We start from the raw sequence: 15,957 nt of genomic DNA on the forward strand, positions 1-15,957 counted from the left end.
AGATAAGTTACCTTGTATTTTAGTATACATATTTATCCCTCCTAAATGATGTATCGTACATTATAAACAAAACTTGATATAAATTTATGGTAAAAATTTACATTAAAGATATTAACTATTATACATATTAATGCTATAATTATATAGAACTATAAAATATGAGGGGATTATATCATGGGAAAAATTTTAAAAGGAAGAAAAGTTAAAGCTTTATTACTAATGTTAGCTTTAACGATCACAATGTCATTAGCACCTATAACTAGTGCTTATGCAGCAACAACTCCAAGTCTTAGTGTAACACATATCATCCAACCATAAATTTAACAACAAAAGATGTAGCTGTTATGTTTAAATGGACAGGTTCTTTTGGAAACTCATATGTATCTGTAGACGGTGTAAACTTAGGAACTACAGATTCATTTGATCCAAACTCAAAAGTATATTTTTGGATATCCAAACTTCTGGTAGTACGACTGTAAAAACAATTGTAGTAAAAGATCTTACACCAGGACAACACACAATAACAATTAAAGGAGTAACAACAACTGGAGTTACAAAAACTGATTATGCAACAGTAAATTTAACTTACTAATTATTTTCATATAGAAAAGGTAGAAAGCAATACAGTATTACTTTCTACCTTATTTTTCTTTTGTATAAGCACATAGCTGAGAGTGAACTCAAATAAATTATGGACACTTAGCATTAATTATATACATTAAATGTAAAATAATCAACAATTAGTTATATAAAATCAATGATAATATTGGAAAGTTAGGTTCAAAAAAGACACTTTCGTGCATTTATTAAAGAAAAATATGTATGTTTATGTAATAATACGGTAGATGCAAATAATTAAAGTAGGAAGCAACTTCAAACGAAGATAATATTATTAAAGAAAGAAGGTATCTATATGAGCATTAATAATATCACAGGAAATTATGGTGGATATTTAAATAGTTTATCAATGAAGAACTCTGAAATTAAAGGTGTATATTCATCAAAAAATAGTGTAGGAAAATCTTCAGAGTTTAAGGACATTTTAGATATTTCCACATCAAGAAAAAATATTTTAAGGACAAATGATATTGGAGGAATAACTATAGATAAAGGAACCGCAGCAAATACAACTTTATATGTTGATAGGGCTTCTTTTAATCAAATAATGAATTATACTACTAATAATCCAGCATGTCAGTGGGAAGAATTAGGTATTGATGATGAGAAAAGGTGGATTGTTGTTAATGGGCAACGGTTTGAATGCCCACTTAGCGAAGAGGAAAAAGAACTTCGTAGAAGACTTAGAAAGGGACTTGTTGAGATGTTAGATGAAGCTGATAAGGAAAGAGAAAAACATAAATCTAAATCAGAAAGACATGGTTCTGTTAAAATAAGTTTTGATGAAAATAATAAAATTAAGTTAAATGGTGATGTGAGTTTACAATCAAGTGATAAGATTAAAAATCTTATGAACAATGATAAGGTAATGATGATGTTAACAGATATTATGAACATGAATGGTGGACAAGGTGTTATGTTATCATTGTAATATGTAAATAATAAAATCTATATTTAAAATAGAAAAAGATTATTAAAATAGAAAGTAATTAAAGAGCCTGAATTAATTTCAGGCCTTATCTATTTTATTATAAACATTAATACTAACACCATAAAGAAAGATAATATCCCAAGTATAGATCCTAAAGTTAAAAATTTTAAAATGATATATAATTAAATTAAAAGGTAGAAAGCAATACAGTATTACTTTCTACCTTATTTTTCTTTTGTATAAGCACATGGTTTAAGATGTATTTAGATTATAGACAAAAATATAATATTTAAACATATATTATGATAATTTTTAGAAAAACATATAAAAAAAGGTTGACACCTTATACTATCCGTAGTATAATTAAAGTATAGAAAGGAGGTAGTAAGGTGCTGAAAGACATATTAGAAATAGTGGTTTTAACACTAACAATAGTAAAACTTCTAAAAGAATTAAAACCAAAGAAAAAAAGACAAAAGAAAAAGCGCCCCCACCAAAGGAAACGCTAAACAAAGGACAGAGGGAAATGCAACTTCCCTCTTCCATCCTTATATATATTATACCAGCACCTTAGAAAAATATGAAGAACAAAATTAATCTTAGTATCGACATAATTGTATTAGTAATAACAGCCATATGGATTTCAGACTTGAGTTTCTCCGATTTAACCACTCTGCAGTATATTGGGTTAGCATTAGCTGTAGTAATGGTAATATTAATGATCATTAAATTTATTAAGAAAGGTGAATAAGTATGAATAATAAAACATCAACACAAACTGAAGCTAATAAGAAATGGCAGCAAAAAAATAAAGAATACTCTAATTATTTGAAAAGTAGAAGTACATCTAGAAGCTTTATAAAAAACAAAGCTACACTAGAGGACTTAGAAGAACTAAAAAACTTAATTGAAGAAAGAAGAGAGCAATTAAAAAGCCTAGAATAAATCTAGGCTTTTACTTCATCTATAAATCTTTTATGTTATCTAAATCAGATAGATCTTTTCCAGTATATTCATTAAGAAAGCGTAATAGTTCTGCTCTAGTGACTTTAAGTCTTCCTAATTTCAAACCTATCAATACTTTTTTCTCAATAAGTTCATATACTTTATGTTGGTCAACTTTTAAAATTTTTGCTATTTCAGGAACAGTATAAAGTATTTCTTTACTAGATGAATTGGTAGAACTTTCATTAACATGAATCACTTTTGTAGGTGGTAGACTACGTGATTTATTAATATTGTCTATTATATTTTTTAATTCTATATCTGATATTTGAACATTAATATTGAAAGAGTACAAATTTATCACCTCATTATAATATTTATTAGAACATATAGTTTATACTAAGTTACTGTGACGACAATGTCGTCTATTTGCCACCAACGTACAACATTTGAAACATTGTGTAATATTCGGATATTTGTTATTAAATATTTTTATTTCCTTAAGAGTAGCTAGTATACCTTCTTTAAGAAACTAAAAGATATTCTAATTTACGAAAATATATTTTTATGGTGGCATACTCCGCATGTTGAGGTGGTCACAAAACTTACTAAGAGTTTTAGTATCAGGAAATAAAAATGCCATGAATATAAAGGATGTACCAATAGAGCTTAAAGAGAATTAATAATTTGGGTTAAAAGGGGGATGTGTTTTGAGTTTATTTGAGAATTTTACAGAAGACCTATTAGAAGAGGCAGCTATAGAGATACTTCGGGAGATGGAGTATAACTATAGCTTTGGACCAGATATTGGTCATGATGGGGAATATCCAGAAAGAAAAAATTATAGGGATGTTATTTTGGAGCAAAGAGTTAAGGATGCTTTGTTTAATCTTAATAGACATCTTCCAGAAGAAGCGTTAGATGAAGCTTATAGAAAGATAATTACCTTTAATAGTCCAATATTAGAGGAGAATAATAAGGAATTTCATAAACTCTTAGTTGAAGGTATAGATGTATCTTTTAGAAAAGACGGTCAGCCTAAAACTGAAAAGGCTTATATCATAGATTTTAAAAATCCTAAAAAGAATGATTTCTTAGTAGCTAATCAGTTTACTATAATTGAAAATGAAGAAAGAAGACCTGATTTAATAATATTTGTTAATGGCATTCCTTTAGTAGTTATAGAGTTAAAATCAGCTACGGATGAGAATGTAGGAATAGATAGTGCATATAATCAAATACAAACATATAAACAAGACATTCCATCATTATTCAACTATAATGCCTTCTGTATTTTATCAGATGGAATAAATGCTAAGGTTGGAACAATCACTTCAAATGAAGAAAGATTCATGAACTGGAGAAGTATTGATGGCATAGATGTTGCTAGCTTAGATGTACCTCAATATGAAGTAGTGCTTAGGGGAATGCTACAAAAAGAAAGAATTTTAGATATAGTTGAAAACTTTTTATTATTCCAAGAATCAACTAAGGCAGAGTATGATGTTGATGATAATAAAATAGGAGATAAGAAAACTACTATTAAAATATTAGCTGGTTATCATCAATATTTTGCCGTTAAAAAGGCAGTGGAAAAGACCAAAATTGCAACCAGTGAACAAGGTGATAAGAAGATAGGAGTTATTTGGCATACCCAAGGGTCAGGTAAGAGCTTTTCTATGGTATTCTATGCAGCGAGCCTTGTAAAAGAACTTAATAATCCTACCCTTGTTATATTAACTGATAGAAATGATTTAGATGATCAATTATTTGGAACATTTTCTAAATCAGCAGATATTCTAAGACAGACTCCAAAGCAAGCACATGTAAGAAAGCTTACAGATGATCAAAAAAGGCACAGACCAAGGAGAACTCTAAAGAAGTAAATGGATCATTTGATCTCTTAAATGAAAGAGAATCAGGTGGAATCATCTTTACTACTATTCAAAAGTTTAAGCCAGAAGATGGTGAAATGCCAGCACTTACGGATAGAAGAAATGTTATTATCATTGCAGATGAAGCGCATAGAAGTCAGTATGGTTTAGAAGCAAAAACTGGCACTAAAACTGGTGAAGTTAAGTATGGTTATGCAAAATATCTAAGAGATGCTCTTCCTAATGCTTCATTTATAGGATTTACAGGTACACCAATAGATTTAGAGGATAGATCTACTACATCTGTATTTGGTGAATGTATTGATACTTATGATATGACAAGAGCTGTTGAAGATGAAGCTACTGTTAAAATATACTACGAAAATAGAATTATTAAATTAGAAACTGATGATGAAGAACTTAAAAAAATAGATGAAGAATTTGAAGAAATTACAGAAGGACAAGAGGATAATGACAGAGAAAAATACAAGTCAAAGTGGTCAAGATTAGAAGCTGTTGTAGGTTCACCTAACAGAGTTAAGAAGCTTGCAGAAGATATAGTTAATCACTATGAAGAAAAAGCTAAAACTATTGATGGTAAAGCTATGGTTGTATGTATGAGTAGAAGAATAGCTGTAAACCTTTATGACGAAGTCATAAAGCTTAGACCAGATTGGCATAGTGATGATGTTAATAAAGGTAAAATAAAGGTTGTAATGACTGGTAGTGCAGCTGATAGTGAAAGACTTCAAAAGCATATAGGTGGAAAGCAAAGACGTGATACTTTAGCTAAAAGAATGAAAGATAATAATGATGAGCTAAAAATAGTTATTGTTAGAGATATGTGGCTTACAGGTTTTGATGTTCCTTCAATGCATACTATGTATATAGACAAGCCAATGCAAGGACATAATTTAATGCAAGCAATAGCGAGAGTAAACAGAGTTTTCAAAGATAAATCAGGTGGTGTTGTAGTTGATTATCTTGGAATTCTTGAGAGCTTAAAAAAAGCACTGAAGCAATATACAGATAATGATAAGCAAAATACAGGTATAGATACATCAGCTGCAATAGCTGTAATGATTGAAAAACTTGAAATTCTTCGTGATATGGTTCATGGACTAGATTACTCAGCATATATGGGTAGTTCTCAAGCTGCTAGAATTAGAGCTATAACTAGTGGTATGAATTTAGTTCTAGGTATGGAAGAAAAGCAGCAAAAGGAATTTAAACAGTATGCAATTGAACTAGCGAAAGCTCATTCTTTATGTGTAGCAACAGAGGTCGGTAAAGCTTTAGCTTTAGAAGTAGCTTACTTTAAGGCTGTTAAAGCAAGTTTAGCAAAACTTGACTCAAAAAATGTTATGAAAAAATCAAAAAAAGAAATTGAAGCAAGAGTTAATCAGATGCTTGAAAGATCCATTATATCAGAAGAAGTCATTGATGTTTTTGACACACTTGGTATTAAAAGACCAGAAATTTCAATTCTTTCAGAAGAGTTCTTAGAAGAAGTAAAAACTATTAAATATAAAAATTTAGCTGTTGAAATGCTTAAAAAACTTCTTGAAGGAAATTTAAAATCCATGGAGAAAAGAAATTTAGTTAAGTCTGAAAAGTTCTCAGAAAAACTAAAGAAAGCTCTTAATAAATATAGAAATCAAGCTATAACTAATGCAGAGGTAATAGAAGAGCTTATTAAAATGGCTCAAGAAATAAAAGCAATGAAAGATAAAGAAAAAGATTTAGGACTTAATGATGATGAAATAGCTTTCTACGATGCTTTAACTGCTGATGATATAATTAAAGAATTTATGGATGATGATACACTAAAGAAAATAGCCCATGAGCTAACAATGTCTATAAAAAATAATATTACTATAGATTGGAGTGTAAGGAAAGTGCCCAAGCAGGTATGAGAAGAATAATAAAGAGATTGTTAAAGAAATATGATTATCCACCAGAACAAGCAAAGCATGCCTTAGAAGTAGTTATGAGACAGGCAGAGCTTATGTGTGGAAATGTTGATATGGATGAGATAATTTGTGATAGAGTTGCTGAAAGTAAAGGAGATTACGGAATATATAATAGCTAAATATAGATATAGAAGTAAGGATATTAAATTATTAGAACTACAGAACTGCCTATCAAATAGAAATAATTTAGTTGATAGGCAGTTTTATTACATTATCAGAAGGCAGATTATTCTGAATTACATTAGAATTTTAGATGGAGATGTCGTTGATAAGCTCCAATGAAGCTTCCTATAAATACTTAACTAAATGATTTTTATAGCACTAATATTTTTGCAACATATGAAATGGCTAGACATACTTAGTAGTACTGTACCAGAAAAAGCGGAGCATTGAAAAAAATGATAATTGTTGATAAGAGAGGAGAAGATATTATATGCGTATACAAAAAATAAGAATTATATCTAACAATATCTGTTATGGTCCGGAACCTTCTCAAAAAGATGAAGTGGAACAACATTTAACTATATCAGCAAATGGACGAGTAGTACTTTCTAGATATAATTATGGTCAAGAACCTGGAAAATATGAATTGAGCAGTAGAAAAAAAATTAGCATTACAGAAGAAAATGCTTACATAATCTTAAATGCTATTGGCATATATTTTGAGAGTAATTCTGTAGATGTGTTTACAACCGATATCGGAACATGGGATTTAGTTATTACTGGTGATGATGGGGAACGAACTTATAGTGGTTCTCTCTGTAATTCTCTTGAAGTAAATGGAGATGATCTATCTGATCTTATACGCGATATATTGGGAAGTGAAAACTTGTTTGTTTTTGATGGAAACTATAAACCGGATAGAATTGAGAAAATTAATATGAACTATCATCGGGTTTCCAAAATAAAACCCAAAGCTCCTGTCGTAGAAATTGTTAATATTGAGTATTTCTCTGAAGAGGATGCACCATTTCCGATTGAAAAGACAAAATATATTATCAAAAAATGTACTGATGATGATTTTAATGTAACGAAATTTAATAATGCTGAAGAAAATAAAAGTTATATACATAGTGTGTTGGATAAAAAACTTAAGGAAAATATGTGGACTGAGATTAGAAATCAAGAAGATATTGATAAACTAATGTATGACTTTGGAGGGTTTCATGATGGATGCCTCAAGGAATTGAGGTATTTATCTGGTGAGTATGTTAATAAAGATTTAAGCATGTATCCCCTCAATTCAGAAAGAAATATATATGCTATTTTTCAACGTCAATGGAAAAACCCATCGGTTGTTGAAATGGTGTTTGAGGGAGTAGAATGTATGACATTAAATCCACGTAATGAAGATTATGATGGGATTATATATGGTGCATATATGGTAATCCAAGATGGAAAGTTTATATGGTTTGATTGCGATGATTTCAAAGATGATTATCGTGAACTATATGAATATAATGATGTTACTTGGATAAAAGCTGAAACTGTTAAATGGAGAGTGGTAGACAATTATCTAGGAGATGAGGATGTGTTTATTTACAGGGATTGATAGGTTGACGTATACCCAAGGTTTCTATTCATGTAAGATTCCTTTATGATGAGCAGATATTTAGATTCATTTATAATTTTAATGGAATGCCTTACAAGAATAAACTAATAATACCTTACAATGGTGCCAATGTACTAAGTCCATTTGTAAATTTAGGGGATAGATAAAAATAATAAATTATACTACAAGGAATTATAAAATTGGTAATGTTAATTGTATAATTTTTTTTATAGTGAATTGAAATTATAGAGCAAGTCGATAAATAGTAATTTGAAGAGGTGAGTATTATGACAGAAAGAGAAAAGATGTTAGCTGGTCAGCTTTATGATTGTGGAGATATGGAGTTGATTACACAATGGCATAAAGCAAAAAACTTGATTAGACAATACAATAATACTATGTCTGAGGATGCATATACAAAAAACAATATTCTTGATAATTTGCTTGGTAGTAAAGGAAAAAATCTTTGGATTACTGCACCTTTTTTTGTTGACTATGGAAATAATATTTATTTTGGAAATAATTGCGAAGTTAATATGAATTGTACTTTTTTAGATGATAATAAAATTATTATTGGAGACAATGCATTGATTGCGCCAAATGTTCAGATATATACGGCATTTCATCCTGTAAATGCAAGAGAACGTTTTGGTGAGCCTAAAGAAGATGGGGCTTTTCAATTTTGTAAAACGCAAACAGCACCTGTCACTATAGGCAACAATGTTTGGATTGGTGGTGGAGCAATCATAATGCCAGGAGTAAAAATTGGAGATAATGTTGTAATAGGTGCAGGAAGTGTTGTTACAAAAGATATTCCATCTAATAAGGTTGCATATGGTAATCCATGCAGAGTGGCTAGGGAAAATATTTAGAAAGACAAATTCCAATTTATAGATTAGATTTATCTTGAATAATAGTAGTGTTAATTGAATCATGATGTGTTAGATGAAGGTTTAAATTATGATTAGTTTAGTATACAATGAGATAAATACTAATCAGAGATATGGGGTAATATAATGAATACAATATATGAATATGTTAATCAATTTCAGGGTATAAAAAGGGAATGGCTAGAGAAGCTTGTAATATTTATGAGAGAAGAAACTCAATTACAAGAGTGTTTTGATTACAAGATGCTAACCTATAAGGGTCATAATTTTTATATTGCTTTTGCATCGCAGAAAAATTATTTTTCTTTTTATACAGATGAAGTAAGAGTCCTAGAAATCTTTAAAGCAGAAATACCTTCTACATCACTAGGCAAAAGTTGTGCTAGAATTAAATATAAAGAGCAAGATGCTGTAAATGTAATGATGCATATTATAAAGGAAATTATAGTGATGAACAGAGATACTAAAAAAGGTACTGTTTCGAACTTAAGTGCAATTAAGAAGTGGAAAGCTATTCCTGAACATGGAAGAAATATATTAATGGCCAATGTATTTTGTCCTAATTGTGGTGTAACTATTTTAAAAGATGGATTCATAATTCATGATGATGGTCCATATGGCATTATCTTAAAAGGAAAATGCAAAAAATGTGGAGAGCAAGTGGCACGTTATGTTGAAAGTAATTAAAGAATAGAAGAAATTGAAATGAATACAGAAAAGGAAACTTTATATGATATATTTCTAACCTATTCATATGGGGGAGTTAAAAGAATTATTTAAAAAAGCTAAAACAAGAGAAGAACAAGATTTTTACATGAATTTAGCTAATGTAGTGTTACAAAGAGAACAGAGAAGGATAATTGGTAATTAGTATACCTAGTTATACAATATTTGCTGGCGTTAATGGAGCTGGAAATAGGGGTAGAAACACATGAAATTGCGCAGGCTAGAGTTAAGCATAGAGTTGAAAATCGTTGGCATGTATACCATCTGATATAATTAATAGAAGATACTATGAGTCAATAAAAAATTTAAAAGAAATTATAGCGGTATGTAACGAAGTAAATATTTACGATAATACTGAAATATTCAAGGAAATAGCCTTTTTTAGTGGTGGGAAGCTTATATGGAAAGAGCTCAATGCCCCTAAATGGTTTAAGGAAGTTTTAGAAAAGTATGAAGAAAACTAAAGTGTTGAGACCGTAGTGAAGATAGAGAAAAAATAAATTTTCTTAATTCACTCTTGATTGACTTTTTAGATGTATAATAGTATAATGATAAAAAAATTGAAATTTGAGGTGAAAAAATGATTAATTTTTCTTGCTAATATTTAAAGTACATTTAATACAAAGATAAACAGGTGCATTCTGTTTGTTTTGTTGTACTTATGCAAGAAAGTTATTCTTTTTTCTCTTAATATATACACTTGTGTTATGCTATAATGATTAGCTTAACTACGTATATTTATGAGCTGTAAGAATAATTAATTCTTGCGGCTCTTACTTTTTTTATAAATAATTCGAATAAGGAGGATAAATAATATTATGATAAATAAAGACACTTTGCTAACACATGATAATCTCCATATAGAGTCGGATACTGCAGGCGACACTTATATGGAGTAATAACAAGGTCGCCTATTGTTCCGATTTTGTTATTTATACTATTAAATACAGAGGAGGACAAAAATATGTCTTTAATAAATGTTACAAACCTAACCTTTGCTTATGAAGGTAGCTATGATAATATTTTTGAAAATGTAAGTTTTCAAATTGATACTGATTGGAAATTGGGATTTACTGGGAGAAATGGAAGGGGAAAGACTACTTTTCTAAATCTTTTGCTTGGAAAATATGAATATAATGGAATCATTTCGGCTGATGTGACTTTTGAATATTTTCCTTATGAGGTGCAGGAGCAAAGCAATTTCACCATAGATGTCATAAGGGGGATTAGTCCAAATTCAATGGATTGGGAAATAGTAAAAGAATTATCTTTGTTAGATATGGACTACGATGCTTTATATAGACAGTTTTATACACTATCTAAAGGAGAGCAGACAAAAACATTGTTGGCTGCTATGTTTTTGAAAGAGAACTCCTTCTTACTTATTGATGAACCTACCAATCATTTGGATGCTGAAGCTAGGCAAAAACTAAGTAATTACTTGAAAAAAAAGAAAGGATTTATTCTGATTTCACATGATAGGTCTTTTTTGGATAATTGTGTTGACCATATCTTGTCTATTAATAAAACTAATATTGAAATACAAAAAGGAAACTTTTCTTCATGGTGGAGAAACAAAGAATTACAAGATGGTTTTGAGTTAGCAGAAAACGAAAAATTGAAAAAGGATATTAACAGACTTTCTAGCTCAGCAAAACGTACATCTACGTGGTCAGATAGCGTTGAAAGCAGCAAGTATGGAACTACTAATTCTGGGAGCAAATTAGATAAAGGATATGTTGGACATAAAGCTGCAAAAATGATGAAGCGTGCTAAAAATATAGAAGCTAGACAACAAGACATGATTGAGGAAAAATCAAAGCTTCTTAAAAATATTGAATCTAATGAAAGCTTAAAAATAGTACCGCTTACTTTCCATGATAAAAAGCTTGTAGAACTTACAGGTGTTGCAATTGAATATGATGATAGAATTGTCTGTGAAGGAGTAAACTTCACTATAGAGCAAGGTGAAAGAATTGCTATTCAAGGAAAGAATGGCAGCGGAAAATCAAGTATATTGAAATTAATTTATGGAGAAGACATCCCCCATAGTGGAATTGTAAGAAAGAATAATAAGTTAATCATTTCCTATGTTTCCCAAGATACTTCAGATTTATATGGTAACTTATCTGATTATGCAAATAAACACTGTATTGACGAGAGTTTATTTAAAGCGATGCTTAGAAAACTTGATTTTTCAAGAGAACAGTTCGAAAAGAATATCGAGGATTTTAGTGGAGGACAGAAGAAAAAGGTATTGCTTGCTAAAAGTTTGTGTGAACGGGCACATTTGTATATTTGGGATGAACCATTGAACTTTATTGATGTCATTTCTCGTATGCAGATTGAGAAATTGTTAATTGAACATGAACCTACAATTTTGTTTGTTGAGCATGATAGTGTATTTTCTGAAAATGTTGCAACAAAAATAATAAAATTGTAAAAGTAGAAATGGAAATTAATATGTTTAATGGGAATATACAAGTAACACACAATAGGCTCCATGCAAAGCCAGATGTTTTGAGTGACGCTTGCATGGAGTAGTATAAGTCGCTAATTATACTGGCTTTGCTTCTTAACTATTAATAGTGAGGAGGAGGCCTATATGAAATATACAAAAACAAAGTATGGAAAAATGAAACAAATAATATCAAATCTAAAATTACCTGATTATAGATATGAGCAGCTTACAAAAGCTATTTTCCATCAAAAAATAGATAGTTTTGATGATATGCATATACTACCAAAAGTGTTAAGGATAGCTTTAGTAAATGAGTTTGGAAGTAATGTATCTAGTGTAATACCTGTTTTTTCACAAGATTCTAAGCAAGCTCAAAAATTGTTATTCGAATTGACTGATGGAGAAAGAATAGAAGCTGTTGGACTAAAGTATAAACAGGGGTGGGAATCGTTTTGTATTTCTTCCCAATGTGGATGTGGCTTTGGATGTGGTTTTTGCGCAACAGGAAGTGCTGGATTTAAACGCAATCTTACTGCCGATGAGATAACTGACCAATTACTTTATTTCTATTTTAATGACCATAGATTGAATAGTATTTCATTTATGGGAATGGGTGAGGCTCTTGCAAATCCAGAGTTGTTTGATGCAGTAAAAATTTTAACTGATCAAAGTTTATTTGGGTTAAGTCAACGAAGAATTACTATTTCAACAATTGGCATTATACCAGGAATTCAAAGATTGACCAAAGAATTTCCACAAGTGAATCTGGCTTTTTCACTTCACTCACCATTTGAAAGTCAACGAAGCGATTTAATGCCTATAAATAAAAGATTTCCATTGAATGAGGTAATGAAGACATTAGATGAACATATCATTCATACGGGACGACGAGTGTTTATTGCTTATATTATGCTTGAAGGAATTAATGATTCCAAAGAACATGCAGGGGCAGTTATAGGTTTATTGAAAAATCGTGGTTCATGGGAGAATTTATATCACATTGATTTGATACCTTATAATTCTACGGACAAAACAACTTTTAAATTTCAACCTTCAAGTGCTATCAAGCAATTTTGTAGTATACTAAAGAAAGCAGGTATTAGTGTAACTGTTAGAGCACAATTTGGTTCTGAAATTAGTGCTGCTTGCGGACAGTTGTGTTATGAAAATGAATTATGATGCTAGTTAAAAATATCCACTTAAACAAATAAAAAGTTTAATTTAAATGATATTGAAGATTTTTAATTATATATTGAAGAGTGTTGTATGTCCCTCAAACTTTAGATTTGAGGGACGTTTTGGTTAGGATGGGTAAACTTTTGTGCAAGATTAGAGATGTTTGTGTAATTAGATCTATTTGTATTGAAGTTTATGCGGTATCTTAAGATCATTAAAAGCCTTCGATAAAAAATTAATTCTCTTCTTGATTTATAATTTATATATGTTTTTGAAAGTATAGTAGAAAAAATTATTATAGGTGGAATTGATGAATATGGAAATAAAGACGCTACACAAATTACATTTGTCTACAAAACAGGATTTAAGAATAGCTTAAATTAGGATAAATTTAGATCTCAAAGAAAAAAATAAGGAGGCAGACATAGAATTGATTAATTGTATTTACAGCTTTTCGAAAATCAAATTGAAATGATTATGAATAAGAAGGCAACAAAAGCCTGATACAGGTGATGGTCATCACCACCTGCTTAAAGCTTGCGCTAACCATATTATATAAATTAATATAAGCACCACAAGATATAGACACACCCCAAATTAATTATTAACTATAAACTCCACTGCCTTTAAAGTTTTCTCATCTAAATCTTCTGGGTACCAGTGCCCAATTCCTTTATTAATATGGTATTCATGAGCAAGTCCAACTTCCTTAAATATTTTTAAGAGATGCTGAACAACTGGGTCAGTGTCCTGATCCCCTTCAAGAATAACTATTTTTGTTTTTCTTTCTGCTAATTTCTTTGTATCTTCAAGTCCAATGATATCTAAGTAATCACCAGGGCATAATGCAATAACTCCTTTTATTGGAATAGTGTTATTAAAAGCCATATCAATAGAGGTAGTTGCACCACCAGAGAAACCTCCAAATAATACACAAGTTTCATCAATAGAATAGTCTAATAATAATTGCTCATAGCAATCTATCAGTTCTTTTCTTGATAGAGTGGGATCAGTAAGCCAGCCAAAGCTATTATGGAAATACATTTGTGATGATTGAGGATATACAACTATGTATCCTTTTTCTAAAAGTGCATCAGGCTTCCAATACCAGCTAGTATTTTTTATATTGCAATGAAATCCATCACCATGTAAACAAAAGAATAATGGATATTTTTTTGTTGGATCATAGGGTTTTGGAAGGTGAACTTCATATTGTAGCTTAGAATTTTCTTTAGCTTGGTGAAGTAGCTTTGTATTTAAATTATTAAGAGACTCATATTCAGGGTGGTTTCTTAATAAATCAAAGTTTGGCCAGTGTAGGGGAAATGTATAACCTTTTTCAAGTGATTTTTCTATAATATTAATACAGCTCTCACTATTATTGGTTTGAGTATATACCCTAGATTCATCGATTATAAGTTCAAATAGATTTTCTTCATATTCATCCTTTGGTAAAAGTTCATTTGCATGAAGGAGTATATTTAAAACTTCATCATACTTTTTTTCAGAGAAGAGTATTGAATAGTATTCTTCAAATTCATAAAAATTTCTATAATTCATAGGAATCTCCTTTAATTAATATTTATTTAAAATATTGCCAATAGGTTAATTATAACAGATAAGGGGTTACAGGTATATGGAAAGGTTGGTTGTAAGTGTAACATATTCATAAGTTATGCAGTTTATGTAGATAAATAGAGATAACCTTAACATAAGAAAACTAATGTAAGTAGCTTTATCCATGCCTGGATGGTAAAATAATAGAGAACTGAAGATGATTAGGGGGAATTTTTAAGAAATGAAGAAATTTTTGTCAAGCTTAATTGGAATAGTATTTGCTGTTTTAATTTTTGGCATGACCATGATGCCAAAAGACACAAAAAATCAACAAAATATTGCAAGTAATAAAATTGAAGCTAAAGAAGAGAAGAAAATTGAAGATAGTTCAGTGGATGAATCAACTGAAGCAGTTAAGGAAACTGCAAGTAATTTAAAGGAAGAATCAAAAAAAGAAACTTCAGCTGTTATCACAGAAGATATATTTTCAGGATATAAGCTGATAGTAGTTGATGGTGGAAATCTATCTGGACACAGAGAACCTAATGTTGTAGTTGACATAGGATTTGGAGATAGAGAATATTATGCTTTTACAAATGAATACGGTCAGCTTGTTAAGGTAATAGCAAAGGAGATAATCTTGCAAGATGATTCAACAGAGCCTGTTAATTCAAGTGGAAGATATTATCAAGATGAAGCGAAAGTGCCAGGAGTTGAAAGTAGGACCTTGGATGAGGGACATGTTATAGCAGATTCACTTGGTGGAGTTTCTAATGCATACAATATAACTCCTCAGAATAGTATCCTTAATAGGCATGGTGACCAAACTTATATGGAAAAGGTTATTCGAGATGCTGGAGGTTGTACAGAGTTTGTTGCAATAATAACTTATCCAGATACAACTACTCAGATACCAAGTCACTATAGCTACACTTATACAATTAATGGGAATGTAATTAATGATGAATTTGATAATGTGAATCCTGATGAATATAATGCAAGTTTAGAAACGAATACTTCAACTAACAACTCAAATTCTAGTAATAATACAAATACTACTATCAATAATTCAGGTAGTACAAGCAGTACAGGGAAAGTATATTGGACACCTAATGGAAATAGCTATCATACTACAAAGGGTTGTTCTACTTTATCTAGAAGTAAAACTATTTTAGAGGGAACAATACAAGAAAGTGGAAAGAATGACCCATGTGATAGATGTCATTAGTTTTTATAGATGTTTAGATATTTAGA

At 30.2% G+C, this 15,957-nt stretch carries 15 protein-coding genes and 2 pseudogenes; 14 read left to right on the forward strand and 3 right to left on the reverse strand.

Annotated elements, in window-relative coordinates; all coding sequences use genetic code 11:
• Positions 1–174: 174 nt before the first annotated feature.
• Entirely contained in the window at positions 175–318 is a 144-nt protein-coding gene (locus tag B2S02_RS12310; RefSeq protein ID WP_346891382.1) for a hypothetical protein, read from the forward strand.
• On the opposite strand, the gene B2S02_RS12315 is transcribed toward B2S02_RS12310, so the two are convergent.
• Entirely contained in the window at positions 305–457 is a 153-nt protein-coding gene (locus B2S02_RS12315) for a hypothetical protein (protein WP_346920810.1), read from the reverse strand. The genes B2S02_RS12310 and B2S02_RS12315 overlap by 14 nt on opposite strands.
• Positions 458–913: 456 nt before the next feature.
• Here B2S02_RS12315 and B2S02_RS12320 point away from each other — a divergent pair, with 456 nt between their 5' ends.
• From B2S02_RS12320 to B2S02_RS12330, 3 genes are all read left to right on the forward strand, one after another.
• Positions 914–1,549 carry a hypothetical protein gene (locus tag B2S02_RS12320; RefSeq protein WP_346879291.1) on the forward strand — a complete coding sequence of 212 codons (636 nt, stop codon included), beginning with the start codon at positions 914–916 and terminating at the stop codon, positions 1,547–1,549.
• Positions 1,550–2,129: 580 nt separating this feature from the next.
• Positions 2,130–2,300: a hypothetical protein gene (locus B2S02_RS12325; protein ID WP_346877102.1), complete on the forward strand. Its 171-nt coding sequence runs from the start codon at positions 2,130–2,132 to the stop codon at positions 2,298–2,300.
• Between the two features lie 2 nt (positions 2,301–2,302).
• Positions 2,303–2,494 (forward strand): hypothetical protein, encoded by a 192-nt coding sequence (locus tag B2S02_RS12330; protein ID WP_346879290.1) that lies wholly within the window; start codon positions 2,303–2,305, stop codon positions 2,492–2,494.
• A 19-nt stretch (positions 2,495–2,513) separates the two neighbouring features.
• Here the strand turns inward: B2S02_RS12330 and B2S02_RS12335 are convergent, their stop codons facing one another.
• Positions 2,514–2,849, reverse strand: a complete 336-nt coding sequence (locus B2S02_RS12335; protein WP_346879289.1) for a helix-turn-helix domain-containing protein — start codon at positions 2,847–2,849, stop codon at positions 2,514–2,516.
• 355 nt (positions 2,850–3,204) lie between these two features.
• On the opposite strand from B2S02_RS12335, the gene B2S02_RS12340 reads away from it, so the two are divergent.
• The 9 genes and pseudogenes from B2S02_RS12340 to B2S02_RS18255 form a co-directional block, all read left to right on the forward strand.
• A complete protein-coding gene (locus tag B2S02_RS12340) occupies positions 3,205–4,380 on the forward strand; it encodes a type I restriction endonuclease (protein WP_346920811.1) in 1,176 nt (391 codons plus the stop codon).
• Positions 4,381–4,424: 44 nt separating this feature from the next.
• Positions 4,425–6,460, forward strand: a pseudogene (locus B2S02_RS12345) (type I restriction endonuclease subunit R).
• A 314-nt stretch (positions 6,461–6,774) separates the two neighbouring features.
• Positions 6,775–7,893: a hypothetical protein gene (locus B2S02_RS12350; RefSeq protein WP_346879286.1), complete on the forward strand. Its 1,119-nt coding sequence runs from the start codon at positions 6,775–6,777 to the stop codon at positions 7,891–7,893.
• 287 nt (positions 7,894–8,180) lie between these two features.
• On the forward strand, positions 8,181–8,765 hold the full coding sequence (locus tag B2S02_RS12355) for a sugar O-acetyltransferase (RefSeq protein WP_346879285.1): 585 nt from the start codon (positions 8,181–8,183) through the stop codon (positions 8,763–8,765).
• 144 nt (positions 8,766–8,909) lie between these two features.
• A complete protein-coding gene (locus B2S02_RS12360) occupies positions 8,910–9,470 on the forward strand; it encodes a DUF1801 domain-containing protein (protein WP_346879284.1) in 561 nt (186 codons plus the stop codon).
• Positions 9,471–9,757: 287 nt separating this feature from the next.
• Positions 9,758–9,973 carry a hypothetical protein gene (locus B2S02_RS12365; RefSeq protein WP_346879283.1) on the forward strand — a complete coding sequence of 72 codons (216 nt, stop codon included), beginning with the start codon at positions 9,758–9,760 and terminating at the stop codon, positions 9,971–9,973.
• A gap of 500 nt (positions 9,974–10,473) precedes the next feature.
• Positions 10,474–11,952 (forward strand): Lsa family ABC-F type ribosomal protection protein, encoded by a 1,479-nt coding sequence (locus tag B2S02_RS12370; RefSeq protein ID WP_346879361.1) that lies wholly within the window; start codon positions 10,474–10,476, stop codon positions 11,950–11,952.
• A 162-nt stretch (positions 11,953–12,114) separates the two neighbouring features.
• Positions 12,115–13,149: a Cfr family 23S rRNA (adenine(2503)-C(8))-methyltransferase gene (locus B2S02_RS12375; RefSeq protein ID WP_346879282.1), complete on the forward strand. Its 1,035-nt coding sequence runs from the start codon at positions 12,115–12,117 to the stop codon at positions 13,147–13,149.
• Positions 13,150–13,410: 261 nt separating this feature from the next.
• Positions 13,411–13,527, forward strand: a pseudogene (locus B2S02_RS18255) (recombinase); the annotation flags it as partial.
• Positions 13,528–13,743: 216 nt separating this feature from the next.
• Here B2S02_RS18255 and B2S02_RS12380 read toward each other — a convergent pair.
• A complete protein-coding gene (locus B2S02_RS12380) occupies positions 13,744–14,706 on the reverse strand; it encodes a hypothetical protein (RefSeq protein WP_346879281.1) in 963 nt (320 codons plus the stop codon).
• Positions 14,707–14,944: 238 nt separating this feature from the next.
• Between B2S02_RS12380 and B2S02_RS12385 the strand changes: the two genes are divergently transcribed.
• Positions 14,945–15,931, forward strand: a complete 987-nt coding sequence (locus B2S02_RS12385; RefSeq protein WP_346920812.1) for a DNA/RNA non-specific endonuclease — start codon at positions 14,945–14,947, stop codon at positions 15,929–15,931.
• Positions 15,932–15,957 lie beyond the last annotated feature (26 nt).

It is taken from the genome of Clostridium sp. UBA7339 (assembly GCF_002470865.1).
In the GTDB taxonomy this organism is placed as follows: Bacteria; Bacillota; Clostridia; order Clostridiales; family Clostridiaceae; genus Clostridium_J; species Clostridium_J sulfidigenes.

What these genes read in the sequence shown, in the direction of transcription:
- B2S02_RS12310 (WP_346891382.1), top strand. Translation starts at nt 175, where the DNA reads ATGGGAAAAATTTTAAAAGGAAGAAAAGTTAAAGCTTTATTACTAATG.
- B2S02_RS12350 (WP_346879286.1), top strand. Translation starts at nt 6,775, where the DNA reads ATGCGTATACAAAAAATAAGAATTATATCTAACAATATCTGTTATGGT.
- B2S02_RS12355 (WP_346879285.1), top strand. Translation starts at nt 8,181, where the DNA reads ATGACAGAAAGAGAAAAGATGTTAGCTGGTCAGCTTTATGATTGTGGA.
- B2S02_RS12380 (WP_346879281.1), bottom strand. Translation starts at nt 14,706, where the DNA reads ATGAATTATAGAAATTTTTATGAATTTGAAGAATACTATTCAATACTC.
- B2S02_RS12320 (WP_346879291.1), top strand. Translation starts at nt 914, where the DNA reads ATGAGCATTAATAATATCACAGGAAATTATGGTGGATATTTAAATAGT.
- B2S02_RS12385 (WP_346920812.1), top strand. Translation starts at nt 14,945, where the DNA reads ATGAAGAAATTTTTGTCAAGCTTAATTGGAATAGTATTTGCTGTTTTA.
- B2S02_RS12360 (WP_346879284.1), top strand. Translation starts at nt 8,910, where the DNA reads ATGAATACAATATATGAATATGTTAATCAATTTCAGGGTATAAAAAGG.
- B2S02_RS12375 (WP_346879282.1), top strand. Translation starts at nt 12,115, where the DNA reads ATGAAATATACAAAAACAAAGTATGGAAAAATGAAACAAATAATATCA.
- B2S02_RS12325 (WP_346877102.1), top strand. Translation starts at nt 2,130, where the DNA reads ATGAAGAACAAAATTAATCTTAGTATCGACATAATTGTATTAGTAATA.
- B2S02_RS12330 (WP_346879290.1), top strand. Translation starts at nt 2,303, where the DNA reads ATGAATAATAAAACATCAACACAAACTGAAGCTAATAAGAAATGGCAG.
- B2S02_RS12370 (WP_346879361.1), top strand. Translation starts at nt 10,474, where the DNA reads ATGTCTTTAATAAATGTTACAAACCTAACCTTTGCTTATGAAGGTAGC.